Origin of the sequence: Pseudomonas sp. KK18, from assembly GCF_037094675.1 — a bacterium.
Lineage (GTDB): Bacteria > Pseudomonadota > Gammaproteobacteria > Pseudomonadales > Pseudomonadaceae > Aquipseudomonas.
Map to the genome: position 1 here is coordinate 6,078,057 of NZ_CP146605.1, position 25,980 is coordinate 6,104,036.

A 25,980-nucleotide genomic window follows, 5' to 3' on the forward strand; every position below is an offset into this window, starting at 1 on the left:
TTTTCGTTGACTGACACACTGCCTTCGCGAGCAAGCCTGCTCCCACATTCAGTTCTGTGTTTGGTTGACGATCACGGTGCAGGTGATCCCCGCCGCCAACAGCACACCTTCCGGCACTTCATCGATATGAATCCGCACCGGCACCCGCTGGGCCAGGCGCACCCAGTTGAACGTCGGGTTCACATCGGCGATCAACTCGCGGCTCTCCGGGTTGTCCCGGTCGTAGATGCCGCGCGAAATGCTTTCCACGTGGCCCTTGAGGGTTTCGCCGCTCATCAACTGCATGTCGGCCTTGTCGCCGACTTTGACGTGGGGCAGCTTGGTTTCTTCGAAGAAGCCGTACACCCAGAACGAGTTCATATCCACCACCGCCATCTTCGCCTCGCCGATGCGTGCATAGTCGCCGCGGTGCACGTTGAGGTTGGTCACGTAGCCGTCGACCGCCGCCACCACCTGGGTGCGCTTGAGGTTCAGTTGCGCCGCTTCAAGCTGGGCCAGGGCATGTTGGTAGTCGGCCAGGGCCGAGTCGGCGATATTGCTGGCGTCGTCGCGGTTTTCCTTGGAGATCACCAGGGCGTCGAGGTCGGCGCGGCGGTGGGCGTTGACCTTGCGCATCTCCCAGGTGGCCTTGCGGGAAGCCACCAGGGATTGCGCCTGCTTGACCGCAATCTGGTAATGCTCAGGGTCGATCTGCATCAGCAGGTCGCCCTTTTTCACCAACTGGTTGTCACGCACCGGAACGTTGACCACTTCGCCGGTGACGTCGGCGGCGACGTTGATGATGTCGGCGCGCACCCGGCCATCGCGGGTCCAGGGAGTTTCCATGTAGTGCACCCACAACGTGCGGCCAATCCAGATCGCCAGGGCCAGTACCAGCAAGGTCGCGAGCAGGCTGAAAAACTTTTTCATCGGGGCATTCTCAACGGTAGACGGTCAGCGCCAGGGCGCCGAACAAGCAAGCGAACAGGCTCAGGCGCAGCAGCGCCGGGTGCCAGAAAAAACGGTACAGGTCAAAGCCGGCCAGAAACCGGTCAAGGGCCCAGGCCAGGCCCGCCGCGATCAGAAACATCAGGGTCATGGTGGGCATGTAGACGCCGTGGAAGGCGATTTCACGAGGCATGGGCGGGTCCTTCGGGCTTGAGGGCAGCCAGGGGTGATTGCGGGTCCAGCAATGAGGTGCGGATAAAGTGCAGGTAGCTTTTCACCCGGCGCAGGGCCGAGGTGTCGAAGTGCGGGGCGAAGGGTTCGTCGGTGGCCTGCACCCGGCTGATCGCGTGGTCCACGGCGACCAGGCTGCGCTCCAGGTTGCTGGCGCTGGGTTGCAGGAACAGCCGCACCAGCGAACGGCCCATCACCCGGATCGCCTGGCGCCACGGCTGGGACTCGGCATACGCCGGGTGCACCGGCAGGATTGCCTGTTCCTTGCGCAACTCGATGATCGCGTGACCGACTTCCAGCACCACGAACATCCAGCGCAGCAGGTTGCGTTGCACCTGGGGTTGCCCGGCGGCAAAGCCGTAGGCCTGGTGCAGCAGGTCGCGGGTGCGGCTTTCGAAACCCGACGCCAGGCCCTTGAGTTTGCCGCTGATGGCGAACACCACTTGCTCGCGCAAGTCCTGCTCCAGCCGACGCCACAACCAGCGGCTGTTGGGCGGCAGGATGATCGCGCCCGCCGCCGCACACACCAGCATGCCGATGACCATGGCGATGTAGTCGTTGATGAAGGTGTAGGGGTTGTAGATCGTGAGGTTGTCCGGCACCGAGCCGGTGCTGAAGAAGATCAGCAACCCGACGCCGACTCCCGCGTACTGCGGGCGCGAAGCCAGGAACGAACCGAAGATGATCACCGGCGCGAGCATCACGCACAGCAACGGGAAACCGTCGATCCAGGGGAACACGAAGAACATTTCGACAAAGCCCACCAGCGCCCCGATCAAGGTGCCGCAAGCCATTTGAAAGGCCATGCGCTTGGGGTTGGGGGTGGCGGCCGACAAACCCACCGTCGCCGCGGCGATCAGGGTCATGGTGGCGCCACTGGGCCAGGCCGTGGCCACCCAGTAACTGCCGAGCACGATCAGGATAAACGAGGCGCGAATCCCCGAGGCGGCGCAGGCCAGCCAGTTGGTTTTCGGGGTGTAGGGTTCGTCCCAGTGTTCGCGCTCGTGGCTGTGATCCGCCAGGGAGGCGTGGGTCTGGGCGTAGTTGTGCAAGTCGTCGACGAAGCGGTACAGCAGCTCATAGGCGGTGTGAAAGTCCAACAGTTCGGCGTCGCTGGGGGCGCTTTCCTGGAAGCGGGTGCGCAGGCTGCGCACCTTGGCGGGCAGGCCTTCCTTGTAGGCGTTCAACTGATTGGCCAGGCGCGCCGCATCGGGGCTGGTGAGCGCACGGCCGGAAAAGCCGTCGAGCAGTTCCGCCAGGTCTTGCAGGCCCGGCTTGATCGCAGCCACCACGTGATCGGCCTCCTGGCTGCGCAGGCGCTCGAGCAATTGGTGCAAGGCGTTGAAGCGCGTGGTGATGCCCATGAACTCGCTGTTCAAGCGCGTCAGCCGGCCATTGCGCCGACGCATGTGCGGGTCTTCGAACACGGTGATGCTGCGCAGCCCTTCCAGGCCCACGGCTTCGGCGATAAAGCGCACGTTGCTGCGTTCAAAGCCTTCGCGCTCGCTGCGACCGCGCAGGCCGTCGGTGACGAACAGCGCGAACACACCGAAGCGCTGGTACAGGGCGTTGCGCATCGCAGCGCTGGAGGTTTGCGGCAGGATCGCGGCGCTGACCAGCGTGGAGCAGACAATCCCCAACGAGATTTCCAGGACTCGCCACACCGCCGCCATAAACGCGCCGTCGGGATGGGCCAGGGCCGGCAAGCCAACCATCGCCGCGGTGTAGCCGGCCAGCACAAAGCCGTAGGCGCGAAAGTTGCGATTGCGGGTCGCGCCAGCAGTGCAGATGCCGACCCAGATCGCCAGCGAACCGAGGAACAGTTCAGTGTTCTGCGCAAACAACGCGATCAGGAGCACCATCACCGCCGAGCCCGCCAGGGTGCCCAGGAAGCGGTAGAAACTCTTGGCGAACACCTGGCCGCTTTGCGGTTGCATCACGATAAAGACGGTGATCATCGCGGTACGCGGTTGCGGCAATTCCAGACGCATCGCCAGCCACAGCGTCAGGAAGGCCGCGATCAGCACCTTGAAGATATAGACCCAGGTCACGCCATCACTGCGTGCCCAATCGAAGAAACCACGGCGCCACTCAAGCGAGTGCAACCAGCGCAGCGGTGCAGGCAAGGGAGTCATCGCATCCTACTCAGTGATCAAACACGGCGAGGGCCGCCGGGGTCTTGCTCGGTAAGGTCTGGCTGTCCTGAGGCACATCGCTGCCGGCACCGAGGCCACCGCCCAACGCGGTCACCAGTTCGGCGTGGGCACTCAGGCGTGCAGCCTGGACCTGCTGCTGCACCTGCTGCTGGCGGAACAACAGGCTCTGGGCATTCAGCACGTTGAGGTAGTCGGTGAGGCCGCGCTGGTAGGCGATCATCGCGATGTCATAGGTTTTCTGCGCCGAGGCCACGGATTCGGCGGCGAAGGCTTGCTGCTTGTCCATCGACTCGCGGCGGATCAACTGGTCGCTGATGCCCTTGAGCGCGTTGACCAGGGTCTGGTTGTAGTGCGCGACGGCGATGTCGTAGCCGGCGCTGGCCTCCCCCAACTGCGAGCGCAGGCGGCCGCCGTCAAAGATCGGCAGGCTGATGGCCGGGCCGGCGGTGTAGTTGAGCTTTTTACCCGTGAGGAAACTGAGCATTCCGCCGCCGGTGGCGACGTAGCCGAGGCTGCCCACCAGGTCGACGTTGGGGTAGAAACCGGCGTGGGCCACATCAATGCCACGGGCCTGGGCCGCCACTTGCCAGCGGCTGGCGACCACGTCCGGGCGCTGGCCGAGCAGTTCGGCCGGCAAGCTCGACGGCAGTTTCAGCGGCGCGGCCAGGGACAAGGTGGGCCGCTGCAACTGCGCGCCCGCCCCCGGCCCTTTGCCCGCCAGCGCGGCCAACTGGTTGCGACTCAGGGCGATCTGTTCATCCAGGGCGTCCAGCTGGCGATGGGTTTCCGGCAGCGGCGTCTCAGCCTGGCTGACTTCGAAGTGGGTGCCGATCCCACCATTCAAACGCTTTTGCGCCAGGTCGAGAATCTGTTGTTGCTGGGCCAGGGTGGCGGCCACGATATCGCGCTGGGCGAAGTGCAACGACAGCTGGATATAGGCGCGCACCACGTTGTTCTGCAATTCGAGCTGCGCCTGGCGCGCTTCGGCGGCGCTCATGTGGGCCATGTCCACGGCGCGCTCGGTGGCGTTGCTTTCGCGGCCCCAGAGGTCGAGGGCATAGCTCAAGCCCAGGGACGCGTTGTTGTCCCAGGTGGTGGAATTGTCCAGCGCGCCCGGGCCGTAGAATTGGTCGCTCGGCCAGTTATGGCGCTTGAGCGTGGCGTCACCATTGACCTGCAACGACTCGGCCGACTCGGCGATCCCGGCCATGGCCCGGGCTTCACGCACACGTGCAGCGGCCATGGCCATGCTCGGGCTGCCTTGCACGGCGAGGTCGATCCAGTGGTTGAGTTGCGGGTCGCCGTAGGCTTGCCACCATTGCGCGGTGGGCCAGTGGGCGTCCTGGGCGGCGCTTTTGATCGCCTCGTCGGTGGCCAATGAACTGGCGACGAGTGACTGGCCTTGAGGGGCGATTCCTCCGGTTCCGATGCAGCCGCTGATTGCTAACGATAAGGCCCAAACACTGAGAGTCTTCAGCTCTCTGCTGATGCGACGCGGCACTGCTGCGAATTCCTGAGAGGGTGTTGCGGGGAAGGTGGCGCAATTCTAAGGGGCGGGCCGGATGGCGATAAGGTGGGATTCTTGTGAATCTTTGTTACCGTTCAGGCGATAATCCGTTCGTAGGGATCACTGGATCCTGCAACTTCGTGTCACAATTTGCCATCTCCCCTGAGAGCACCTTAATGGACACCTTGCAAAACATGCGCGCCTTCAGTTGTGTGGCCGAAGCCGGCAGCTTCACCGCCGCCGCCGTGCAACTGGATACCACCACGGCCAACGTCTCGCGCGCGGTCTCCAACCTTGAGGCCCATCTGCAAACCCGTTTGCTCAACCGCACCACCCGCCGCATCGCCCTGACCGAGGCCGGCAAGCGCTATTTGCTGCGTTGCGAGCAGATCCTGGCGTATGTCGAGGAAGCGGAAGCCGAAGCCAGCGATGCCCACGCCCGCCCTGCCGGGCAGTTGAAGGTGCACACCATGACCGGCATCGGCCAGCACTTCGTGATCGATGCGATTGCCCGCTACCGCCGCACCCACCCGGACGTGACCTTTGACCTGACCATGGCCAACCGCGTGCCGGACCTGCTGGATGAGGGTTACGACGTGTCCATCGTGCTCGCCAGCGAGCTGCCGGATTCGGGGTTTGTCTCGCAGCGCCTGGGGATAACTTACAGCATCGCCTGTGCCTCGCCGGCCTACGTCAAGGCCAACGGCTGCGCGCAACGGCCCAGCGACCTGCTCAACCACGCGTGCCTGCGCCTGGTCAGCCCGGTGATTCAGCTGGATAAATGGTCGTTCAATGGCCCGGAAGGCCAGGAAAGTGTGGCGATCAACAGCTCACCGTTCCTGGTGAACTCGGCCGATGCGATGAAGACCGCGATCACCAGCGGCATGGGCGTTGGCCTGTTGCCGGTGTATGCGGCGATTGAAGGGCTGCGCAACGGCACCCTGGTGCGGGTGATGCCCAACTACCGCTCCCAGGAACTCAACCTGTACGCCATCTACCCGTCGCGCCAATACCTGGATGCGAAGATCAAGACGTGGGTGGAATACCTGCGCAGTTCCCTGCCGGAAATCATGGCCGCGCATCAGGCGGAACTGGCGGCCTATGAGCTAAGTGGCAGTTTGGGCGGGGTACGACTGAGTAACTGAGGGGGGGGCGGCCGCTACACCGGCAGCGTAATGCCAAAGGTGTTGCCGCCGCCCTCGCTGCGCACAAACACATCTCCGCCGTGCATCAACGCGATCGCCTTGACGATCGCCAGTCCCAACCCGTGATTCGCCCCACTATTGCTGCGGGACGCGTCCACCCGATAGAACCGCTCGAACAACCGGGGCAGATGCTCGCTGGCAATCTCATCGCCCGGGTTGGTCACCCCGATCGCCACGTGGTCCTCCAGCACTTCGATCTTCACCTCGATCACCTGGCCAGGCGCCGTATGCTGCACCGCATTGCTCAACAGGTTGATCAACGCCCGGCGCAAGTGCGCCTTCTCGATCTGCACCTGGGCATCGCCGGTCACACGCACCTGCACCTGGGCGTCCTCGAGGATAAAGTCCAGGTAATCCAGGGTGGTCGCCACTTCATCCGCCAGCGAACTGGTGATCAGCTTGGTGGCCTTGCTGCCCTGGTCTGCACTGGCCAGGAACAGCATGTCATTGATGATCGAGCGCAGCCGTTCCAGCTCTTCGAGGTTCGATTGCAGCACCTCGAAATAATGCTCGGCCGAACGCCCACGGGTCAGCGCCACCTGGGTCTGGCCGATCAGGTTGGTCAGCGGCGAGCGCAGCTCATGGGCCACATCGGCGTTGAATGACTCCAGGCGCGAATAGGCCTGTTCCACCCGGTCGAGGGTCGAGTTGAAGGAGTTGACGAACTGCTTCAGCTCCGGCGGCAATGGCGACAATTGCAGGCGCCCGGAGAGTTTCGGCGGTGCAAGTTTCTGCGCCTCGTCCGACAGTTTGATCAGCGGCTTGAGACCGATGCGCGCCACCCAGAACCCCAGCAGCGAGGCCAGCAGCACGCCGACAAACGCCAGGCCGATCAGCGCCACCAGCAGTTGATGCTGGGTGGCGCGGAAGTTCTCGGTGTCGACCGCGATCAGGAAACGCAGCGGCGGGCGCTGCTCCTTGGCTGGAAACTGGCTGACCAATACTTTGAACGGGTAGGCATGGCCCGGCAGGCGCAAGTCGCGCTTGCCGGTCGGGCCGGCGGCGAAGGCGCGAATCTGCGCGTCCGGGTTGCCGTATTCGTAGGTCGGGTCGCTGCTCACCACCCAGAAGCGAATGCGCTTGTCTTCCTCTCCCAACAACTTGAGCTTGGCGGTGATCTTCGCCCAATGGTCCGGCGTACCGAAGCGATTGACCGAAGACTCCAGCACGCTGTAGCGCGCATCCAGCTCGGCCCCGGGCAGCAGGCCCAGGCCTTTGTCCACCTGCTGGTACAGCGCGCCGCCGATCAACAGGAAGATCAGCAGCGCCACCAGGGTGAACATGCCGCTCAGGCGCAGGGCGATGGAGTTAGCCGACACTGCGGTTCTCCAGCACGTAACCCATGCCACGGATGGTGTGCAGCAGTTTCTGTTCGAACGGCCCGTCGAGCTTGGCCCGCAGGCGTTTGATCGCTACTTCCACCACATTCGCGTCACTGTCGAAATTGATGTCCCAGACCATTTCCGCAATCGAGGTCTTGGACAGGATTTCACCCTGGCGCCGGGCCAATACGCTGAGCAGCGAGAACTCCTTGGCGGTCAGGTCCAGGCGAACGCCGTTGCGACTGGCCTTGCGGCTGATCAGGTCGATCCACAGGTCGGCGATGGTCACCTGCACCGGCTCATGCCCGCCGCTGCGACGGGTCAGCGCTTGCAGGCGCGCCACCAGTTCGAGGAACGAGAACGGCTTGCCGAGGTAATCATCCGCGCCTTCGCGCAGGCCGCGAATACGGTCTTCCACGCGCTCGCGGGCGGTGAGCATGATCACCGGCGTCTGCTTGCGCGCCCGCAGCGCGCGCAATACACCAAAGCCATCCAGGCCGGGCAGCATCACGTCGAGCACGATGACCGCGTAATCGTTCTCCAGGGCCAGGTGCAACCCTTCGACGCCTTCACGGGCGACGTCGACGGTATAGCCTTGCTCCGTCAGGCCGCGGTGCAGGTAGTCGGCGGTTTTTTCTTCGTCTTCAATAATCAGTACACGCATGAGCCTTTTGTTCCAGGACGGGGCCTCAGCCTCAGTGTGTGATTGCCAGCTGGGGAGCTGGTTTGGGTCTGTGGAAAAACTTCTCGAGGTACAAGTATATGACCGGTGTGGTGAACAGCGTCAGCGCCTGGCTCACCAGCAACCCGCCCACCACCGCGATACCCAGCGGCTGGCGCATTTCCGCGCCGGGGCCGGAGCCCAGCATCAGCGGCACCGCACCCAGCAGCGCGGCCAGGGTGGTCATGATGATCGGCCGGAACCGCGTGACACACGCCTCATAAATCGCTTCCTCGGGCGGCAGGCCGCGTACGCGCTGGGCGTCCAGGGCGAAGTCGATCATCAGGATACCGTTCTTCTTCACGATCCCGATCAGCAGCACCAGGCCGATCAACGCCATGATCGAAAAGTCCTGGCCCATCAGTGACAACATGATCAGCGCCCCCAACCCCGCCGATGGCAAGGTGGAGATGATCGTCAGCGGGTGCACGAAGCTCTCGTACAGCACACCCAGGATAATGTAGACCGCCACCAGTGCCGCGAGGATCAGCCAGGGCTGGCTGGCCAATGAACTCTGGAACGCCTGGGCCGCGCCCTGGAAGTTGCCGATGATAGTGGTCGGCATGCCGATTTCATTCTTCGCCTGGTTGAGCAGGATCACCGCATCGCCCAACGCGACGCCGGGTGCCAGGTTGAACGACAGGTTGGCGGCCGGGAACATGCCGTCATGGCTGATGGACAATGGCCCTACGGTAGGCGGGTCGACCTTGGCCACCGCCGACAGCGGCACCATCTCGTTGGTCAGCGGCGAGCGCAGGTAGAAGTAGTTCAGGCTTTCGGCCTTGCCGCGTTGCTGGGTGTCCAGTTCCAGCACCACCTGGTACTGGTTGATCTCGGTCTGGAATTCGTTGATCTGGCGCTGGCCGAAGGCGTCGTACAGTGCCTGGTCCACATCGGTGGCGGTGAGGCCAAACCGCGCGGCGGCCTGACGGTCGATGCTGATGTGGGTGATGCTGCCGCCCAGCTGCAAGTCGTTGGACAGGTCGCGGAACGCCGGGTTGGCCCGCAGTTTTTCGGTGAGGCGCTGGGTCCAGGTATTCAGGGTCGGGCCGTCATTGCTCTTGAGCACGTACTGGTACTGGGCGCGGCTGGGGCCGGAGCTCAAGTTGATGTCCTGGCCGGCCCGCAGGTACAGGACGATGCCCGGCACTTTCGCCAGTTTCGGGCGGATCCGGTCGATAAACTGGCTGGCCGACACGTCGCGATCCCCGCGATCTTTCAAGGCAATCCAGAACCGGCCGTTGGCGATGGTCTGGTTGCTGCCGGTCACACCCACCGAATGGGAGAACGCTTCCACCGCCGGGTCATCCTTGACGATCTCGGCGATTGCCTTGTGCTTGGCGACCATGTCCGGGAACGACACGTCGGCCGCCGCTTCGCTGGTGCCGAGGACGAAGCCGGTGTCTTGTACCGGAAAGAAACCCTTGGGGATAAACACGTAGCCGACCACGGCCAGGGCCAGGGTCACCATGAAGATCGCGGCCATGGTGCGTTGATGGGCCAGGGCGCGGCGCAGATTGCGCGCATAGCCGGCCAGCAGGCGTTCGCTGAAACCGGGTTTGTCGTGGGCATGATGGGTTGGTGCGCGCATGAACAATGCGGCCAGGGTCGGCGCCAGGGTCAGCGAGACCACCACCGAAATCAGGATGGTCGAGGTGGCTGTCAAGGCAAACTCCTTGAACAACCGCCCCACGACACCGCCCATGAACAGCAGCGGGATAAACGCCGCCACCAGCGAGAAGCTGATGGAGACCACGGTAAAACCGATTTCACCCGCGCCCTTGATCGCGGCTTCGCGCTTGTCGAGGCCCGCTTCCAGGTGGCGGTGAATGTTCTCCACCACCACGATCGCATCGTCCACCACAAACCCCACGGCGATCACGATCGCCACCAGGGTCAGGTTGTTCAGGCTGAAGCCCATCAGGTACATCAGGGCAAAACTGGCCACCAGCGACACGCCGAGCACGCTGGACACGATCAACGTGGCCGACAGCTGGCGCAGGAACAGCGCCATCACCGCCACCACCAGCAGGATGGCGATCAGCAGGGTCACTTCCACTTCATGCAGGGACGCGCGGATGGTCTTGGTGCGGTCGGTCAACACGCTGACCTGCACCGAGGCCGGCAGCATGGCTTGCAGGCGCGGCAGTTCGGCTTGAATGCGGTCCACGGTCTCGACGATGTTCGCGCCGGGCTGGCGGGAGATCACCAGGTTGACGCCTGGGGTGTCGCCGGACCAGGCCTGCACGTAGGCGTTTTCCGAGCCGTTGATGACTTTGGCGATATCCCGCAGCTGTACAGGTGCCCCGTCCTTGTAGGACACGATCAGTTGGGCGTAATCCTCGGGGTGGAACAACTGGTCGTTGGTCGAGAGGGTCGACACGCTGTTCTCGCCGTAGATCGCGCCCTTGGCCAGGTTCAGGCTCGATTGCTGGATCGCCAGGCGCACGTCCGCCAGGGTCAGGCCGATGGCCGCGAGTTTATCGGCCGACGCCTGCACCCGGATGGCCGGGCGTTGCTGGCCGGTAATGTTGATCTGGCCGACCCCGTCGATCTGGCTGATCTGCCGGGCCAGCAGGGTTTCCACGTAGTCGCTCAGCTCGGTGCTGGGCATGCTGTCGGAGCTGACGCTGAGGATCAGCACCGGGCTGTCCGCCGGGTTGACCTTCTTCCAGGTCGGCAGGCTAGGCATGTCGCTGGGCAGTTTGCCGGACGCGGTGTTGATCGCCGCCTGCACTTCCTGGGCGGCGGTGTCGATGCTCTTGGTGAGGGTGAATTGCAGGGTCAGCAGGCTGGAGCCCAAGGCACTGCTGGAGGTCATCTGGGTCATGCCGGGGATGGCGCTGAATTGCACCTCCAGCGGCGTTGCCACGGATGAAGCCATGGTGTCCGGGCTGGCGCCGGGCAGCGTGGCACTGACCTGGATCGTCGGAAATTCCGCTTCCGGCAGTGGGGCGATGGCCAGGCGTGGGAAAGCGATCATCCCGAGCAATACCAGCGCGAAGGTCAGCAGCAAGGTGGCGACCGGGTGGTCGACGCACCAGGCCGACGGCGAACGACTGCCACTCATGGCTGCACCTTGGCATCAACGGTCTGGATCACCTGCGGCGGCTCCTTGAGCACATCGACCTGGGCGCCGGCCTTGAGCCGGGACTGGCCGTCGCTGACCAGCACATCGCCGGCCTGCACACCCTGGAGGATGTTCATGTCGCTGTTCTGGTACAGCACCTGCACCGGCACCACCTCAACCTTGTCACCCTTGAGCCGGTACACGAAGTGCGAATCCAGGCCGCGTTGCACCACGGTAGGCGGCACCACCAGGGCATTCTTGTGCAGGGCGGTCTGGATGCGGATCGTCACCAACTGCCCCGGCCAGAGTTTCTGAGCGCCGTTGCTGAACTCGGCCTTGGCGCGGATGGTGCCGGTGGTGCCGCTGATCTGGTTGTCGATCAGGCTCAGGCGGCCCTCACCCAGCAGGTCGCCGGTCTGGCCGTCGGTGTCGGCGCCCATGTAGGCGTTGACGTCGGCGGGCAGTTGCGCGGCGATCAGGCCTTGCAGGGTCGGCAGCATCTGTTGCGGCAGGGAGAACTCGACGGCAATCGGGTCGATCTGGGTCACGGAGAACAAGCCCTGGGTGTCGCTCATGCGCAGGAAGTTGCCTTCATCCACCGTGCGAATCCCGACGCGACCGGTAACCGGCGAGCGAATCTGGGTGTACGAAAGCTGCACCTGGGCCGAATCAATCGCGGCCTGGTTGCCTTGGGCCGTGGCCTTGAGCTGGTTGACCAGGGCTTGTTGCTGGTCATAGGTCTGCTTGGACACGCCGTCGTCGATGCTCAGTTCCTTGTAGCGCTTGAGGTTGACCAGCGCGACTTGCAGTTGCGCCTGGCTTTCCCCGAGTTGCGCCTTGGCCTGGTCCAGGCTGGCGCGGATCGAGCGGTCATCAATGGTCGCCAGCAGGTCACCGGCCTTCACCAGTTGACCTTCCTTGACCAGCAATTTGGTAAGGATGCCGTCGATCTGCGGGCGAATCACCACGCTGTGCAACGACAGCACCGAGCCGATGCCGCTGACAAACCGCGGGATGTCCTGCTGTTTGACGCTGATCACCCGCACCGGGATCGCCGACGATGCGGTCAGTTTGGTCTTGGCCGGGCGGGTCACCACCCAGGCAACCACGGCCAGTACCACAAGGACGCCCACGATCAAGGCAGGTTTTCGTTGAATGTGCATGGGGTGAGGCGCCAGGGCAAAGGATCGGAAGAATGAAGGCTCTTTATAGCCCGCCAACCGGGTCAGCAAAGTGACTGCTAACTGACAGCGCCGTCAGTAAAGTCCGACCATTCGTACGAGCAGTGGTTAAAGATCCGAGGCGCGCAGGTATACTGCGCGGCGGTGTGGCCTGCAAGTCGGGCCCGCGTCATTTTCAGTACTCCCCGGAGCTTCCATGAATTCCCCGACACAACCCGCTGTTGAAGCGGTCGACATCGACCAACAGGCCAACCCTGACAGCGTCGAAGGCGAAACCAAGGCCGAGATCCCGGCGTTCAAGTTTCCGTTCAAGCCGGGCGAACTGGCCGGGGCGAAAAACGCCAGCCAGCCGTGGTACAAAAACGGCGCCAAGAACGGCCACACCAAGAGCCCGGGCATGGCGCCTCCCGGCACCCGTCGCTCGATGGGCAAGCGCTGACCGGTAATAAATCCTCCGCAATGGAGATTTATGCCTACAACAGTTACTGACGTTTCGCCTTGTAGGCCTGCGGCCAATTCTTGAAAGCTTGCATGACACCCGCTTGCCCCGACTCTTTCGCTCGGGGCTGGACGTGGTAAAGCTGGTTTTCTGGAAAAGGACGTCCCCTGTGGTTCTGATACGCACCTGTGTCGTGCTGTTGTTGTCGCTGATGGCCAGCGTTTTCTCCACCACTGCGGCCAGCGGTCAACCACGGCATGAAATTCGTTTCGCCGTTGCTGCGCAATTTCCACCCTTCCAAAGCCGCAATCAACATGGCCAGCTTGCAGGGCTGAACATCGAGCTGGGCAATGCCTTATGCATACAGCTCAATGTGCGGTGTACCTGGGTCGACCAGGTCCTTGTGGAAAACTTCCCCGCCCTTGAAGCCAGGCAATTCGACGCGATCATGGGCATGGCCCCTACACTGAAACGGCGCCAGCGGGTGAATTTCACCGATAACCTTTATCCGATCACCACGCGCCTGGTGGCCCGCAAGACATCGGGTTTGAAGCCGACCCCACGGTCACTGAAGGGCAAGCGCGTGGGCGTTCTGGTGGGCAGCAACCGCGAAGCCTTCGCCCTGTCGAAGTGGGCGCCCAAGGGGGTCATCGTCAAGGCATTCTGGCGCAATGACGAGTTGATCCGCAGCCTGCTGGCAGGCGACATCGATGCAACATTGCAAGGCACCGTGGAAATCCGTGAGGCGCTGCTCGACACCGCTGATGGTCAGGTTTTCGACTTCCTCGGCCCTCCCGTCTCCACCGAACTGCTGGGTAACGGCGTGGCGATCGCACTGCGCAAGCCCGACACCGCCTTGCGCAGCGCCCTCAATCACGCCCTCGAGCAACTGAAGCAGAGCGGCGAATACCAACGCATCATCGAGCCCTACCGCCTGGACGCGCCGCTCTCCAGACCGTAATGGCCAATTAATTGCGCGGAACATGAGCTGGATCAGTATTTGCCCAACCGGTGCGCTTAGAGTCGACGCCCTGCCGACTCCTCCAACAATCACGAGCGCGCTTTTCCATGAAGATCAATCTGCCGGTCACCGGTCGAAATGTGGATTTTGCCCCCGACGCCAATATCCTCTCGACCACCGACCTGACCAGCGCAATTACCTACGCCAACCAGGACTTCATCGATATCAGCGGCTACACCCGCGAGGAGTTGCTGGGCACGCCGCACAACCTGCTGCGTCACCCGGACATGCCGGCCGCGGCGTTTGCGCACATGTGGCAGGTATTGAAAAGCGGTCGCTCGTGGATGGGTATGGTGAAAAATCGCTGCAAGAACGGCGATCACTATTGGGTCAGTGCCTATGCCACGCCGGTCACCCGGGACGGCGTGACGGTGGAGTATCAATCGGTGCGCACCAAGCCCGATGCACGGCGGGTGCATCGGGCCGAACGGGCCTATGCCCGCCTGCGTGCCGGCACTCGGCGAGCACGGCCCGTGGTGGGCATGACCTTCAAGCTGTCGGCATGGGTCCTGGGGGCTTGCGCCGCAACCTGGGCATTGGGCCTTGGGCTGGCGACTTATCCGCTGACCTGGCAACTGCTGGCGGGAACGGCGGCCTGCGCCGTGGGGGTAGCGGGTGTGCATGGCTTGTTACGGCCTCTGGCACAGTTGAACCAGCGGGCACGGCTGATTGCCGATAACCCGCTGAGCCAGGCGATCTACACCGGGCGCAAGGACGAGTTCGGGCGTATCGAGTTTGCCATGCAGATGCTGGAGGCCCAGGTGGGCGCAGTGGTCGGCCGGATTGGCGATGCGTCGCAACGTCTGTCCGGCCATGCCGCGGCGCTGGTGCAACAACTGGACAGCAGCCACACCAGCAGCCTCGGCCAACAGACCCAGACGGATCAGGTCGCCGCCGCGATCAATCAAATGGCCGCCAGCGTGGCGCAAGTCGCCGAGCACGCGCTGCAGGCGTCCAGGGCCGCTGACCAGGCCGGCAGCGAAACCCGCGAGGGCCATCAACGGGTGGATGAAAGCCGCGACGCGGTGCTGCGTTTGTCCGAGGAACTGGCGCGGGCCACCGCAGTGATCCATCAACTGGAAAGCCACAGCGGCGATATTTCCGGGGTGCTGGAAGTGATCCGGGCGATTGCCGAACAGACCAACCTGCTGGCGCTGAATGCCGCCATCGAAGCGGCGCGGGCCGGGGAGCAAGGACGCGGGTTTGCTGTGGTGGCCGATGAGGTACGAGGTCTGGCCCAGCGTACGCAGGATTCGACCAATGAGATCCAGCGCATGATCAGCACCCTGCAAGGCGGCGCCCGGGATGCGGTGCAGGCGATGGCGCAAAGCAGCCAGCATGTGGAGGCCAGCGTCGATCAGGCCCAGCGCGCCGCTGCCGCACTGGATGGGATCAGCCAGCGAGTGACCCGGATTACCGCCATGAGCCAGCAGATCGCGGCGGCGGTGGAAGAACAGAGTGCGGTGAGCGAGGACATCAACCGCAACATCATCGGCATTCGCAATGCCGGGGAAGTGACGGTCAGCGCTGGCCAGCAGAGCCAGCTCAGCTCAGGGGACGTGGCGGGGCTAGCGGATGACTTGCGGCGGTTGGCGGAGGAATTCTGGGGCAAGCGGCGCTAGCGCTTAAGCCGCCCGCAATGAAATGAAGGCGTAGTTGGCCGGCACCTCGGTGGCAATCCGGGCGCCGGCATCCAGCAGTTGCTCGGCAATGTCCATCCCGGACACATGAAACACCCACTCATTGGCCTGCACGACTTCTTGCGTCGCCAACTCGATCGCCTGGGCAAACAGGCCCATGTCGGGCAAGTACGCGGTAAACCCATCGCCCTTGAGCGCCGTGGTATGGATGCCCAGCAACCCGCACACGGCTTCCTTGGCCTGGATATCATCGCGGTCAGCCTGGCGTGAGCGGCGGATCAACTCGGCCAGCTCCTTGTCCATCAACTCGCCCCCCACGATCAGCGCCGGCCCCTGCTCCCAGGATTCCGGCGGGCAGTCCTTGGCGGCCGGGTTCAACGGGATGTGCGGATTGATCTCCATCGGGTAGATGCGGCACACCAACGGCCGCCGCTCGTAAATGCGGCAACGGTCGTCTTCGTCAAGATTCCGGCAGCGTCCGGCGTTATAGGCGGCAAAGGTGATTGCCACATACGCCTCGGTATTGCCGCTGGGCACGATGGCGGAACGGCGTTGTGCGTGGTCACGTTGCAACTCGGGCAGCCCCAGGCCACTGCCCAGGAAACCTTCCACCAGCACGATGACATTACCGCCGTCAGCCGCCCAGCTGCGGGCTTCTTCGAGGGTCAAGGGCACATGGTGGTCGGTGCAGCATTTACCGCAACCGACGCAGGAAAAATGGGTATTCATGGAGGATCTGTCACCAGGCAAGGTCAGAAGGCACTCATGAACGGTGGCGGGTTTTTGCCTCTGTTCACCGTTCTGCCTCTGTGCAAAGCAAGTTATGCGCCAGCGCCGTCAGTCCTCGGGGACAAGGTCGCGAAGCACAAACACCATGCCCGCACGTTCATACAGCTGCCGTGCCCGCAAGTTGGACTCCAGCACCTTGAGGTCGACAAACGCTTCGCCGCGTTGCTTGAACACCTGGAAGGTGTGCAGCAATAAGGCACGGCCCAACCCCATGCCCTGGGCACAGGGGTGAATGGCCAGGTTCTTGATGTAGGCGCTGGTCCAGCATTGGGACACACCCAGGATGCCGCTGGCGTTACTTGCCACCAGGCACAGTTTTGGGTCGAACTCGGCATCGGTAACGAACTGCTGGCGCCAGTGCTCAAGGGAGCCGACCCGTCCGCCGCCTTGTTCCTGGGCCAGGCTCAATACCGCGTGGATCGCCGGGGCCATGGCTTCGCGGTAATGATCCAGCTGGATATCCGCCGGCCATTGCGGGGCGGGCAGGCTGCCGGTGAGGTCGCGGCGCAGCAGCTGGAAATATTCACCCACCGGTCACAGGCCCTGTTGCGCCACGGTCTGGGCGGCCACCACCAGGCACTTGGTCAGTTCCGGCGAAGAAAACTTGGTGAGTACCGCATTGGCACCGGCCAGGCGGGCTTTTTCGCTGTTCATCGCACTGTCCAGGGAGGTGTGCAGCAGCACGTAGAGGTCCTGGAAGTCCGGGGTTTCCCGCAGGGTGCGGGTAAAGGCGTAGCCGTCCATTTCGGACATTTCGATGTCCGAGACCACCACGTTGATTTGCTCGACGGTGCCTTGCAGCTCCAGCAAACGGTCAATGGCTTCCTTGGCGCTGCGGGCGGTGTGGCACGTGAGGCCGAGGTTGCGCAGGGTGTGCACCGACTGCTGCAGGGCCACCTGGCTGTCGTCCACCACCAGGATTCGGGCGTTGCCCAGCACTTCGGCTTCTTCCATGGTGAGGTCGGTGGGCGCCGCTTCGATCTGCGCCGGGGCGATGCCGTGGATGACTTTTTCGATGTCCAGCACTTGCACCAGGGCGCCTTCGACCTGGGTCACCCCGGTGATAAACGAACGCGTACCGCCGGAACCAAACGGCGGCGGGCGAATGTCGGTGGTCAGGCAGTGCACGATCTTGCTCACCGCCTGCACATGCAGGCCCTGCTTGGAACGGCTTACATCGGTGACGATCAGGCAGCCGCCGTCCGGGTCTTGCAGGGGCATTTCCCCCAGGGCGCGGCTCAGGTCGATCACCGACAACGCGGTGCCGCGCAAGGTGGCGATGCCTTTGACGTGGGGGTGCGACTCCGGCAGCTTGGTCAGCGGCGGGCAGGGAATGATTTCACTGACTTTCAGCAGGTTGATCGCCATCAGCTTGCCGCTGCGCAAGGTAAAGAGCAGAAGCGAGAGTGAATCTGCGCGGGCTTTGGTGGTGGACATAAAAACCTTCTGTGGATCAGGGATGACGATCTATAGACCGTTATCGACTTGCACGCGAAAAACTGTAGGAGCGAGCTTGCTCGCGAAAAACCTGAGGGCGCTGTGTTTATCCAGGCTGCCCGCGTAATCGTTGACGCGTTTCGCGAGCAAACTCGCTCCTACCTACAACAAGCAGTCGTCAGCCCTTCCACACCTGCGGGTTTACCAAATCCTGCGGACGCTCGCCCAGCAAGGCGCTGCGCAGGTTTTCCAGGGCGCGGTTGGCCATGGCTTCGCGGGTCTCGTTGGTGGCCGAGCCGATGTGCGGCAGGGTCACGGCGTTGCTCAGCTGGAACAGTGGCGACTCGGACAGTGGCTCCTGCTCGTACACATCCAGGCCGGCACCACGGATGGTCTGGTTTTGCAGGGCCTCGATCAGCGCCGGCTCATCCACCACCGGGCCACGGGAGATGTTTACCAGGATCGCACTGGACTTCATCAACCCCAGCTCGCGATGGCTGATCAGGTGGCGGGTTTTCTCGCTCAGTGGCACCACCAGGCAGACGAAATCGGCTTCGGCCAGCAACTGGTCGAGGCTGCGAAACTGCGCGCCGAGTTCCTGTTCCAGTTCGGTCTTGCGGCTGTTGCCGCTGTACAGAATCGGCATATTGAAACCCAGGCGACCCCGACGGGCGACGGCCGCGCCGATATTGCCCATGCCGACGATGCCCAGGGTCTTGCCGTGTACATCACAGCCAAACAGCGGCGCGCCGACGCTGGCTTTCCACTGGCCGGCCTTGGTCCAGGCGTCCAGTTCGGCGACGCGGCGGGCGCTGCTCATCAGCAGGGCGAATGCCAGGTCGGCGGTGCTTTCGGTGAGCACATCCGGGGTGTTGGTGAGCATGATCCCGCGCTCATTGAAGTACGCCAGGTCGTAGTTGTCGTAGCCCACCGACACGCTGGAAACCACTTCCAGTTTGCTTGCACCTTCCAGTTGCGCGCGGCCCAGTTTGCGGCCTACGCCGATCAGGCCGTGGGCATGGGGCAAGGCTTCGTTGAACTGGGCGTTGATGTCGCCCTGCTTGGGGTTGGGGGCGATGACATCGAAATCCTGTTGCAGGCGTTCGATCATTTCCGGGGTGACGCGGCTGAAGGCGAGGACGGTCTTTTTCATGGAAGGCGGGCTCATCGACTACGTGGGAATGGCAAGCACGCTAACATTCTTGGGTAGGGCTTGTCAGGCCGCCCCTCACACCCCACTGCCAGACTGTTGCGATTTGGGCAACAGTCATTATCTTGTTACACTCTGTATCGCACCGCTCACCTGCGCTAATTTGTCGCATCGATGAGCGCAGCGGTTAAGACCGACCCGCTCTCCCCCGATTTCCCTCGACTTATTTCCAGGGCTCTACACTGGGAATCTGTCTTAAAGCCGCTGAGTTCAGCGGCTTTTTTTTGCGCTGAAAAAAGGCCAGGAACCCCAACAACACTGGCCGGTTTCGATTGACCCAAAGGAGCTCCACCGGTGAAAACCTCGCTGACGTTCACCCCGTTATTCCTCGCGATTGCTGCAACGATCGTTCCCCTTGCCCACGCGGCAGACACCCCGGCCACCGACGGCTTCGTCGAAGGTTCCAGCTTCAAGATCAACACCCGCAACTACTACATGAACCGCGACCGTCGCGACATTCACACCGATGACAGCAAGGAATGGGGCCAGGGCTTCATCGGCATCTTCGAATCCGGCTACACCCCCGGCATCGTCGGCTTCGGCCTGGACGCCAACGCCATGCTCGGCCTCAAGCTCGACGGCGGTGGCGGCACCGATGGCTCGAGCATCCTGCCGGTAAGCTCCGGCAACGGCAAAGCGCCCGGCTCGTTCTCCACCGCCGGCGCCACCCTGAAAATGCGCGCCTTCGACACCGAACTGAAAGCCGGCGACCTGTTCCTCAACAACCCGGTGATTGCCGGCGGCATGACCCGCATGCTGCCCCAGACCTTCCGCGGCGTGAGCCTGACCAACCACAGCCTGGACGGCTGGATGTTCGAGGGCGGCCAGGCCAGCTTCACCAAGCTCTACAACCAGAGCGGCCGTCGCCGCATCGGCACCAGCTACGGCGCATTGCCCAATGGCGAAGACAGCCGCCACCTGGACTGGGCCGGCGTGTCCTTCAGCGGCGTGCCGGGGCTGACCAGCAACCTGTACGCGTCCGAACTCAAGGACATCTGGAACCAGTACTACTACGACCTCGACTACACCTGGCAGTTGAACGAGCTGGTCAGCCTGAACCCGGGCCTGCACTACTACCACACCCAGGAGACCGGCAAAGCCTTGCTGGGCAACATCGACAACAACACCTACAGCCTGCATTTCACCGTGGGCGTGGGCAATCACAGCGTTACCGCCGCCTACCAGCGGGTCAACGGCAACACGCCGTTCGACTACATCAGCCAGGGCGACAGCATCTACCTGGACAACTCCCAGCAATACTCCGACTTCAACGGCCCCAACGAGCGCTCGTGGAAGCTCAAGTACGCCTATGACTTCGTCGGGCTGGGCCTGCCGGGCCTGACCTCGGCGGTGTCGTATATCAGCGGCAAGACCGACCTGACCACGGTCGATCCGGACAGCCGTGGTTACTCATCCTGGTACAGTGCCGACGGCAAGAACGCCAAGCACTGGGAACGGGACATCGACCTCAAGTACGTGGTGCAAGGCGGCAAGGCCAAGGACCTGGCCGTGCGCCTGCAATGGGCGACCAATCGCGGCGGCAATGGCTACGCGGCAGTGGACCGGGACGTGGATGAGTACCGCGTGATCGTCGACTATCCGATTGACGTTTTTTAACCTTCAGGCTTTCTTTTAGCGGCGACGACTTATTTTTCACAGCATGGAACTAAACTGCCAGCATCTTGAGTGCCGAAGCCAGTCCCATGAGTCAACGCCGCGCCTTCACCCTGCCTGCACGCCCGGAGCTTTTGCTGATTCTGGGCAGTGGCCTTACTGTCGTGCTGATCGTGGTCATCGTTGCCGTACTGCTGATCCGCGAACACGCCAGCGCCTTGCAGGCAGCCAAGCGCTCCACCAGCAATATCACCCAACTGATCAATGCCGATGTGCTGCGCAACGTCGAGCTCTACGACCTGGCGCTGAACGGCCTGATCACCGCAACCACTCGCGATGACCTGCCCCAGGTTTCCGCCGAAGTCCTGCATATGGTGCAGTTCGACCAGTCCACGGCCGCCCCTTTCAAAGGCGAAGTCCTGCTGCTGGACAAAACCGGCGCGGTCACCGCCGACTCTTCCACGCTGGCGCCCACACCCCGCAACTTCGCCAATCGCGACTATTTCCAGATCCACCAGCAGAACCCCGATGTCGGGCTGTTCATCAGTCGGCCCTTCAAGATTCGTTGCGACTGCGATCAAGTCTGGCGCATCGCCTTCAGCCGCCGGGTGCCCGGGCCCAATGGCGAGTTTGCCGGTGTGGCGGTGGCAACCATGCGCCTGGCGTATTTCGACCAGCTGTTCAATAGCCTGACCATCGGCAGCGGCAGCAGTATCAACCTGCTGAATAACGACGGCATCCTGTTGGCCCAGCAGCCGCTGCTCGAAAGAGACATGATCAACAAGGACCTGAGCGCGCGGCCCAACTTCAAGCGAATGCTGCGCGAAGGCAGCGGCAGTTTCAGCGCCATCTCCGCCATCAGTGGCGCGCAACGGCTGTACACCTTCACCAGCGTCGGCGCGCTGCCGCTGATTGTGGTGGTGGCGTTGTCGAGCGATGACGTGTTTGCCGCCTGGAAGCGCGCCGCCCTGCTGATCAGTGGCGCCACCGGCGTACTGTGTGTGGGGCTGTTGTGGCTGACCTGGATGCTGCGCCTGGAACTGCGCCGCCGCTATCGTGCCGAGAAGGTGTTGTCGGAACTGGCAGCCACCGACGGCCTCACCGGCCTGGCCAACCGCCGCACCCTCGACCAGCGCCTGCGCCTGGAATGGGAGCGCGCGCAACGCTCAGGCGAGCCACTGGCCTTGCTGATGATTGATGTCGACCACTTCAAGGCCTTCAACGACCGCCATGGTCACCAGGGTGGCGACGAGGCCTTGCGCAACGTGGCCCGGGTCATCGGCAGCAATATTCGTCGCCCCGCCGACCTGGCCGCGCGCTACGGCGGTGAAGAGTTCGCGGTGATCCTGCCGGATACCGACGGCGAGGGCGCAAGCACCATCGCCGAACATATCCGCAGTGCGGTAGAGCACTTGCCACCGGCGGACGGCGACGCGCTGTCGGTCACCGTCAGCGTCGGGCTCAGTACCTGGGACAAACGCAGCCGTGGCTCGCTGGAAGAGCTGCTGCTGAGTGCCGATCGGGCGCTGTATGACGCCAAGCATTCCGGGCGCAACCGCATCGTTCACAGCCAGGCCACATAAGCCGTTATCAGCAACTACGCTAAGGGCATCCTCGAAGCAGAAGTACGCCCGATGAGCCCAGGCACTACCCGCCCGCCCCGCCCCACCCACCGTCCGGAGCTGCTGCTGATCATCGGCAGTTGCGTCACGGTGCTGCTGATCATGCTGGTGGTCGCGGTGCTGCTGATTCGCGAACACGCCAACACGTTGCAGGCGGCCCAGCGCACGGCCAATAACATCACCCAACTGATCGACGCCGACGTGCTGCGCAACGTCGAGCTGTACGACTTGTCGATCAAAGGCCTGATCGCCGCCACCGAACGCACTGATTTGGCTGGGGTATCGGCCGGCATCCGTCACCTGGTGCTGTTCGACCGTTCGGAAGCGGCGCCCTACAAAGGCGACATCCTGTTGTTGGACAAGGATGGCAACGTGATCGCCGACTCAGCCCTGCAGACGCCCAAATCCGCCAACTTCGCCGACCGCGACTACTTCCAGGCCCATCGGCAGAATCCCGACCTGGGGCTGTTCATCAGCCGGCCCTTCATGGCGCGCTGCGTGTGTGATGACCAATGGCGTATGGCTTTCAGCCGCCGGGTTTCCGGGCCGGATGGGCGATTCCTCGGCGTGGCCGTGGCAACCATGCGCCTGTCGTACTTTCAGCAACTGTTCCGCAGCCTGAATATCGGCAGCGACAGCACCATCAACCTGATCAACCAACAAGGCATCCTGCTGGCCCAGCAGCCGCTGCTGGAACGGGACATGATCGACAAGGACCTCAGCCAGCGGCCCAACGTCGCGCGCATATTGCACGAGCGCGACGGCAACTTTCGCGGCACCTCCAGTGTGGATGAGGAGCACCGCCTGTATACCTTCTCAACGGTGGGCGATTTACCGCTGATCGTCGTCGTGGGGCTGTCCACGAATGACATATTCGCCCCCTGGAAGCGCGCAGCACTGGTGATCAGCGGCGCTACCGGGATTTTGTGCATCGGCCTTTTGTGGCTGACCTGGATGCTCTGCATGGAACTGCGCAGGCGCCACCGTGCCGAACAGGTGCTGTCAGAACTGGCAGCCACCGACGCGCTCACCGGCCTGGCCAACCGCCGCACCCTGGACCAGCGCCTGCGCCTGGAATGGGACCGCGCCCAGCGTTCGGCCGAGCCGTTGACGGTGCTGATGATTGACGTGGACCACTTCAAGGCGTTCAACGACCGACATGGCCATCAAGGTGGCGACGAGGCACTGCGCACGGTGGCGCAGGTGATCGAGGGCAATATCCGCCGCCCGGCTGACCTCGCGGCTCGCTATGGTGGGGAAGAATTTGCAGTGGTGCTGCCGCATACCGACAGCCAGGGTGCACGCGTGATTGCTGAACATATCCGCAGCAGTGTCGAACACCTGCCGCGAGTGGGCGGGGATACGGTGCCGATTACCGTCAGCATCGGCCTCAGTACCTGGACCAAAAACAGCCGCACCACGCTGGAGGAATTACTGCTCAACGCCGACCAGGCGCTGTATGAGGCCAAGCATACCGGGCGTAATCGCGTTGTTGATGCCGGCGCTTTAAAGCCGTGACGCGAAGCGTCACAGGAGGCGTTACCACGCAGAGCGTGGGAACGATCAAAAAAAAGGCCACCCGAAGGCGGCCTTTAAAAACAAAAGGAAAGAGAGTTGTTACTTACACCGCCGCGACGGGACGCATGTAAGAGATCGGTGCGGTGCTGGCATCTTCGAAGGTCACGACTTCCCAGGCATCTGTCTGTGCAATCAGCTTGCGCAGCAGTTGGTTGTTCAGGGCGTGGCCAGACTTGAAGCCTTTGAACTCGCCTATCAGGCTATTGCCCAGCAGGTAGAGGTCACCGATTGCATCGAGGATCTTGTGCTTCACGAATTCGTCTTCATAGCGAAGGCCGTCTTCGTTCAGTACACCATCCGCGTCGACCACAATGGCGTTTTCAACGCTGCCGCCGAGTGCGAGGTTGTGCTTGCGCAGGTACTCGATGTCACTCATGAAACCAAAGGTACGGGCGCGGCTGACTTCTTTTACGAACGAAGTGCTGGAAAAATCCACGCTTGCACTTTGGGTGCGGTCACGGAATACCGGGTGATCGAAATCGATCTCAAAGCTCACTTTAAAGCCTTCGAACGGGACGAAGGTGGCGCGCTTGTCGCCGTCTTCTACTGTCACTTCCCGCAGAATGCGAATGAACTTCTTGGCTGCGTCCTGTTCTTCCAGGCCGGCAGATTGAATCAAGAATACGAAGGGTCCGGCGCTGCCATCCATGATCGGGACTTCGGACGCGGAGAGCTCGACGTAGGCGTTATCGATGCCCAGACCGGCCATGGCCGAGAGCAAGTGCTCCACCGTGTCCACTTTGACGTCACCGTTGACCAACGTGGTCGACATCGTGGTTTCGCCAACATTTTCCGCGCGAGCAGGTATCTGCACCACAGGGTCCAGGTCGGCACGAACAAACACGATGCCGGTGTCGACAGGTGCGGGCTTGAGGGTCAGGTATACCTTCTCCCCGGAGTGCAGACCTACACCTGTGGCACGGATAATATTCTTCAGGGTGCGTTGTTTAATCATGGCTTGGACCGCTTCAGCGCAAATTGCGAACTGGTATCAACAAAGGCTGGCGATAATAGCAGACCAGACCTTTGCTGAACACCAATCACCTTCATAGCCCTGATACATTCCATTAATCGGCCTGACGACGCAGGAAAGCCGGGATGTCCAGGTAGTCCAGGTCATCTTGCGGATTCGGGCTGCGGGATGCAGCAGCACCGGCCTGAGCCTGGTTGCGCATCACGGTCGGACGATCCAGGTCACGATAGTTCACAGACGGCAGTTCCTGGCGCGACGGCGCTGGAGCGGCAGCTTGCTGGCTGGCGTGGCTGGTATGGACGGTGTTGTCGATGACCTTTACAGGCTTCTCGATTTTCGCACCCAGGCCGGTCGCAACAACGGTCACGTGCAGTTCGTCGCGCATGTCCGGATCGATAACGGTACCGACCTTGACCATGGCGTGCTCGGAAGCGAAGGCTTCGATGATGCTACCCACGTCGGAGTACTCACCCAAGGACAGGTCAGGACCGGCGGTGATGTTCACCAGGATGCCGCGTGCGCCTTGCAGGTTCACGTCTTCCAGCAACGGGTTGCGGATGGCCGCTTCGGTAGCTTCACGTGCACGGTTCGGACCGCTGGCGCAGCCAGTGCCCATCATCGCCATGCCCATTTCGCTCATCACGGTACGTACGTCGGCAAAGTCGACGTTGATCATGCCCGGACGCTTGATGATGTCGGAGATACCGCGAACGGCACCGGCCAGTACATCGTCAGCCTTGGCAAACGCAGACAGCAGGCTTGCGTCCTTGCCGAGGATGGTCAGCAGCTTCTCGTTGGGAATGGTGATCAACGAGTCAACGCTTTCGGACAGCAGACGAATGCCTTCATCGGCGATCTGCATGCGCTTGCGACCTTCGAACGGGAATGGACGGGTCACGACGGCAACCGTCAGGATCCCCATTTCCTTGGCCACTTCGGCAATGATCGGCGCAGCACCGGTACCGGTACCACCGCCCATGCCCGTGGTGATGAACACCATGTTGGTGCCTTGCAGCACTTCAGCGATGCGCTCGCGGTCTTCCAGGGCGGCTTGACGGCCGACTTCCGGATTCGCGCCGGCACCCAGGCCCTTGGTCACGGCTGTGCCCAATTGCAGGATGGTGCGTGCACCGATGCTTTTGAGGGCCTGGGCGTCAGTGTTGGCGCAGATGAATTCAACGCCTTCAATGTTGCTCTTGACCATGTGGTTGACAGCGTTGCCGCCGCCACCGCCGACGCCGATCACTTTGATGACCGGGCTTGCGGGGATGTTGTCTACGAGTTCGAACATTTTCCCTCTCCTTTCATTTCTCTAGTTTTTTCGCCTACTACTTGAA

General features: G+C 62.5%; 21 protein-coding genes and 1 pseudogene. 7 read left to right on the forward strand and 15 right to left on the reverse strand.

Going from position 1 to position 25,980, the window contains the following annotated elements; genetic code table 11:
- Positions 1 to 48: 48 nt before the first annotated feature.
- The 4 genes from V6607_RS27550 to V6607_RS27565 are packed head-to-tail and all read right to left on the reverse strand — an operon-like array spanning position 49 to position 4,815.
- Positions 49 to 909, reverse strand: coding sequence for an HlyD family secretion protein (locus V6607_RS27550; protein WP_087692839.1), 861 nt, complete (start codon positions 907 to 909; stop codon positions 49 to 51).
- A gap of 10 nt (positions 910 to 919) precedes the next feature.
- Positions 920 to 1,120: a DUF1656 domain-containing protein gene (locus tag V6607_RS27555; protein WP_003216262.1), complete on the reverse strand. Its 201-nt coding sequence runs from the start codon at positions 1,118 to 1,120 to the stop codon at positions 920 to 922.
- Positions 1,110 to 3,293 carry an FUSC family protein gene (locus V6607_RS27560; protein WP_134327301.1) on the reverse strand — a complete coding sequence of 728 codons (2,184 nt, stop codon included), beginning with the start codon at positions 3,291 to 3,293 and terminating at the stop codon, positions 1,110 to 1,112. Before V6607_RS27560 ends, V6607_RS27555 begins: the two co-directional genes overlap by 11 nt.
- A 10-nt stretch (positions 3,294 to 3,303) precedes the next feature.
- Positions 3,304 to 4,815 carry an efflux transporter outer membrane subunit gene (locus V6607_RS27565; protein ID WP_134327302.1) on the reverse strand — a complete coding sequence of 504 codons (1,512 nt, stop codon included), beginning with the start codon at positions 4,813 to 4,815 and terminating at the stop codon, positions 3,304 to 3,306.
- 182 nt (positions 4,816 to 4,997) lie between these two features.
- Between V6607_RS27565 and V6607_RS27570 the strand changes: the two genes are divergently transcribed.
- On the forward strand, positions 4,998 to 5,966 hold the full coding sequence (locus V6607_RS27570; RefSeq protein WP_003216257.1) for a LysR family transcriptional regulator: 969 nt from the start codon (positions 4,998 to 5,000) through the stop codon (positions 5,964 to 5,966).
- A gap of 14 nt (positions 5,967 to 5,980) precedes the next feature.
- On the opposite strand, the gene V6607_RS27575 is transcribed toward V6607_RS27570, so the two are convergent.
- From V6607_RS27575 to V6607_RS27590, 4 genes are read right to left on the reverse strand one after another with little or no spacing between them, the layout of a single operon-like run.
- Complete coding sequence (locus V6607_RS27575; RefSeq protein ID WP_003216256.1) at positions 5,981 to 7,345, reverse strand: heavy metal sensor histidine kinase; 1,365 nt, start codon at positions 7,343 to 7,345, stop codon at positions 5,981 to 5,983.
- Positions 7,335 to 8,012 carry a heavy metal response regulator transcription factor gene (locus tag V6607_RS27580; RefSeq protein ID WP_003216255.1) on the reverse strand — a complete coding sequence of 226 codons (678 nt, stop codon included), beginning with the start codon at positions 8,010 to 8,012 and terminating at the stop codon, positions 7,335 to 7,337. The genes V6607_RS27575 and V6607_RS27580 overlap by 11 nt, the downstream gene beginning before the upstream one ends.
- A gap of 31 nt (positions 8,013 to 8,043) precedes the next feature.
- Positions 8,044 to 11,139 carry a multidrug efflux RND transporter permease subunit gene (locus V6607_RS27585; RefSeq protein WP_008434191.1) on the reverse strand — a complete coding sequence of 1,032 codons (3,096 nt, stop codon included), beginning with the start codon at positions 11,137 to 11,139 and terminating at the stop codon, positions 8,044 to 8,046.
- Positions 11,136 to 12,302 (reverse strand): efflux RND transporter periplasmic adaptor subunit, encoded by a 1,167-nt coding sequence (locus V6607_RS27590; RefSeq protein WP_003216249.1) that lies wholly within the window; start codon positions 12,300 to 12,302, stop codon positions 11,136 to 11,138. The genes V6607_RS27585 and V6607_RS27590 overlap by 4 nt, the downstream gene beginning before the upstream one ends.
- Before the next feature lie 214 nt (positions 12,303 to 12,516).
- On the opposite strand from V6607_RS27590, the gene V6607_RS27595 reads away from it, so the two are divergent.
- The 3 genes from V6607_RS27595 (at position 12,517) to V6607_RS27605 (ending at position 15,402) form a co-directional block, all read left to right on the forward strand.
- A complete protein-coding gene (locus tag V6607_RS27595) occupies positions 12,517 to 12,759 on the forward strand; it encodes a hypothetical protein (RefSeq protein ID WP_003216247.1) in 243 nt (80 codons plus the stop codon).
- 169 nt (positions 12,760 to 12,928) lie between these two features.
- Positions 12,929 to 13,720: a transporter substrate-binding domain-containing protein gene (locus V6607_RS27600; protein ID WP_134327303.1), complete on the forward strand. Its 792-nt coding sequence runs from the start codon at positions 12,929 to 12,931 to the stop codon at positions 13,718 to 13,720.
- A 107-nt stretch (positions 13,721 to 13,827) separates the two neighbouring features.
- On the forward strand, positions 13,828 to 15,402 hold the full coding sequence (locus V6607_RS27605) for a PAS domain-containing methyl-accepting chemotaxis protein (protein ID WP_003216244.1): 1,575 nt from the start codon (positions 13,828 to 13,830) through the stop codon (positions 15,400 to 15,402).
- Between the two features lie 3 nt (positions 15,403 to 15,405).
- On the opposite strand, the gene V6607_RS27610 is transcribed toward V6607_RS27605, so the two are convergent.
- From V6607_RS27610 to V6607_RS27630, 5 genes and pseudogenes are all read right to left on the reverse strand, one after another.
- Positions 15,406 to 16,149: a YkgJ family cysteine cluster protein gene (locus V6607_RS27610; protein WP_003216242.1), complete on the reverse strand. Its 744-nt coding sequence runs from the start codon at positions 16,147 to 16,149 to the stop codon at positions 15,406 to 15,408.
- A gap of 108 nt (positions 16,150 to 16,257) precedes the next feature.
- Positions 16,258 to 16,740 (reverse strand): N-acetyltransferase, encoded by a 483-nt coding sequence (locus tag V6607_RS27615; protein ID WP_008434201.1) that lies wholly within the window; start codon positions 16,738 to 16,740, stop codon positions 16,258 to 16,260.
- A gap of 3 nt (positions 16,741 to 16,743) precedes the next feature.
- Positions 16,744 to 17,646, reverse strand: coding sequence for a chemotaxis protein (locus V6607_RS27620; RefSeq protein ID WP_102369883.1), 903 nt, complete (start codon positions 17,644 to 17,646; stop codon positions 16,744 to 16,746).
- 51 nt (positions 17,647 to 17,697) lie between these two features.
- Positions 17,698 to 17,796, reverse strand: a pseudogene (locus tag V6607_RS27625) (outer membrane lipoprotein carrier protein LolA); the annotation flags it as partial.
- A gap of 28 nt (positions 17,797 to 17,824) precedes the next feature.
- Positions 17,825 to 18,799, reverse strand: coding sequence for a D-glycerate dehydrogenase (locus V6607_RS27630; protein ID WP_134327304.1), 975 nt, complete (start codon positions 18,797 to 18,799; stop codon positions 17,825 to 17,827).
- Positions 18,800 to 19,150: 351 nt separating this feature from the next.
- On the opposite strand from V6607_RS27630, the gene V6607_RS27635 reads away from it, so the two are divergent.
- From V6607_RS27635 to V6607_RS27645, 3 genes are all read left to right on the forward strand, one after another.
- Positions 19,151 to 20,473 carry an OprD family porin gene (locus V6607_RS27635; RefSeq protein WP_008434205.1) on the forward strand — a complete coding sequence of 441 codons (1,323 nt, stop codon included), beginning with the start codon at positions 19,151 to 19,153 and terminating at the stop codon, positions 20,471 to 20,473.
- A gap of 86 nt (positions 20,474 to 20,559) precedes the next feature.
- Positions 20,560 to 22,053, forward strand: a complete 1,494-nt coding sequence (locus tag V6607_RS27640) for a sensor domain-containing diguanylate cyclase (protein WP_134327305.1) — start codon at positions 20,560 to 20,562, stop codon at positions 22,051 to 22,053.
- 51 nt (positions 22,054 to 22,104) lie between these two features.
- The gene (locus V6607_RS27645) at positions 22,105 to 23,610 is read left to right on the forward strand and encodes a diguanylate cyclase (protein WP_134327306.1); all 1,506 of its coding nucleotides are present in this window, start codon (positions 22,105 to 22,107) and stop codon (positions 23,608 to 23,610) included.
- Between the two features lie 103 nt (positions 23,611 to 23,713).
- On the opposite strand, the gene lpxC is transcribed toward V6607_RS27645, so the two are convergent.
- Together lpxC and ftsZ are read right to left on the reverse strand one after the other, a co-directional pair.
- Positions 23,714 to 24,625, reverse strand: coding sequence for a UDP-3-O-acyl-N-acetylglucosamine deacetylase (gene lpxC / locus V6607_RS27650; protein WP_003216227.1), 912 nt, complete (start codon positions 24,623 to 24,625; stop codon positions 23,714 to 23,716).
- A 112-nt stretch (positions 24,626 to 24,737) separates the two neighbouring features.
- Positions 24,738 to 25,934 (reverse strand): cell division protein FtsZ, encoded by a 1,197-nt coding sequence (gene ftsZ, locus V6607_RS27655; RefSeq protein ID WP_003216225.1) that lies wholly within the window; start codon positions 25,932 to 25,934, stop codon positions 24,738 to 24,740.
- Positions 25,935 to 25,980 lie beyond the last annotated feature (46 nt).

Coding starts and splice junctions, on each gene's coding strand:
- V6607_RS27550 (WP_087692839.1), bottom strand. CDS start 909: ATGAAAAAGTTTTTCAGCCTGCTCGCGACCTTGCTGGTACTGGCCCTG.
- V6607_RS27610 (WP_003216242.1), bottom strand. CDS start 16,149: ATGAATACCCATTTTTCCTGCGTCGGTTGCGGTAAATGCTGCACCGAC.
- lpxC (WP_003216227.1), bottom strand. CDS start 24,625: ATGATTAAACAACGCACCCTGAAGAATATTATCCGTGCCACAGGTGTA.
- ftsZ (WP_003216225.1), bottom strand. CDS start 25,934: ATGTTCGAACTCGTAGACAACATCCCCGCAAGCCCGGTCATCAAAGTG.
- V6607_RS27560 (WP_134327301.1), bottom strand. CDS start 3,293: ATGACTCCCTTGCCTGCACCGCTGCGCTGGTTGCACTCGCTTGAGTGG.
- V6607_RS27640 (WP_134327305.1), top strand. CDS start 20,560: ATGAGTCAACGCCGCGCCTTCACCCTGCCTGCACGCCCGGAGCTTTTG.
- V6607_RS27580 (WP_003216255.1), bottom strand. CDS start 8,012: ATGCGTGTACTGATTATTGAAGACGAAGAAAAAACCGCCGACTACCTG.
- V6607_RS27620 (WP_102369883.1), bottom strand. CDS start 17,646: ATGTCCACCACCAAAGCCCGCGCAGATTCACTCTCGCTTCTGCTCTTT.
- V6607_RS27570 (WP_003216257.1), top strand. CDS start 4,998: ATGGACACCTTGCAAAACATGCGCGCCTTCAGTTGTGTGGCCGAAGCC.
- V6607_RS27630 (WP_134327304.1), bottom strand. CDS start 18,799: ATGAAAAAGACCGTCCTCGCCTTCAGCCGCGTCACCCCGGAAATGATC.
- V6607_RS27595 (WP_003216247.1), top strand. CDS start 12,517: ATGAATTCCCCGACACAACCCGCTGTTGAAGCGGTCGACATCGACCAA.
- V6607_RS27605 (WP_003216244.1), top strand. CDS start 13,828: ATGAAGATCAATCTGCCGGTCACCGGTCGAAATGTGGATTTTGCCCCC.
- V6607_RS27585 (WP_008434191.1), bottom strand. CDS start 11,139: ATGAGTGGCAGTCGTTCGCCGTCGGCCTGGTGCGTCGACCACCCGGTC.
- V6607_RS27590 (WP_003216249.1), bottom strand. CDS start 12,302: ATGCACATTCAACGAAAACCTGCCTTGATCGTGGGCGTCCTTGTGGTA.
- V6607_RS27555 (WP_003216262.1), bottom strand. CDS start 1,120: ATGCCTCGTGAAATCGCCTTCCACGGCGTCTACATGCCCACCATGACC.
- V6607_RS27645 (WP_134327306.1), top strand. CDS start 22,105: ATGAGCCCAGGCACTACCCGCCCGCCCCGCCCCACCCACCGTCCGGAG.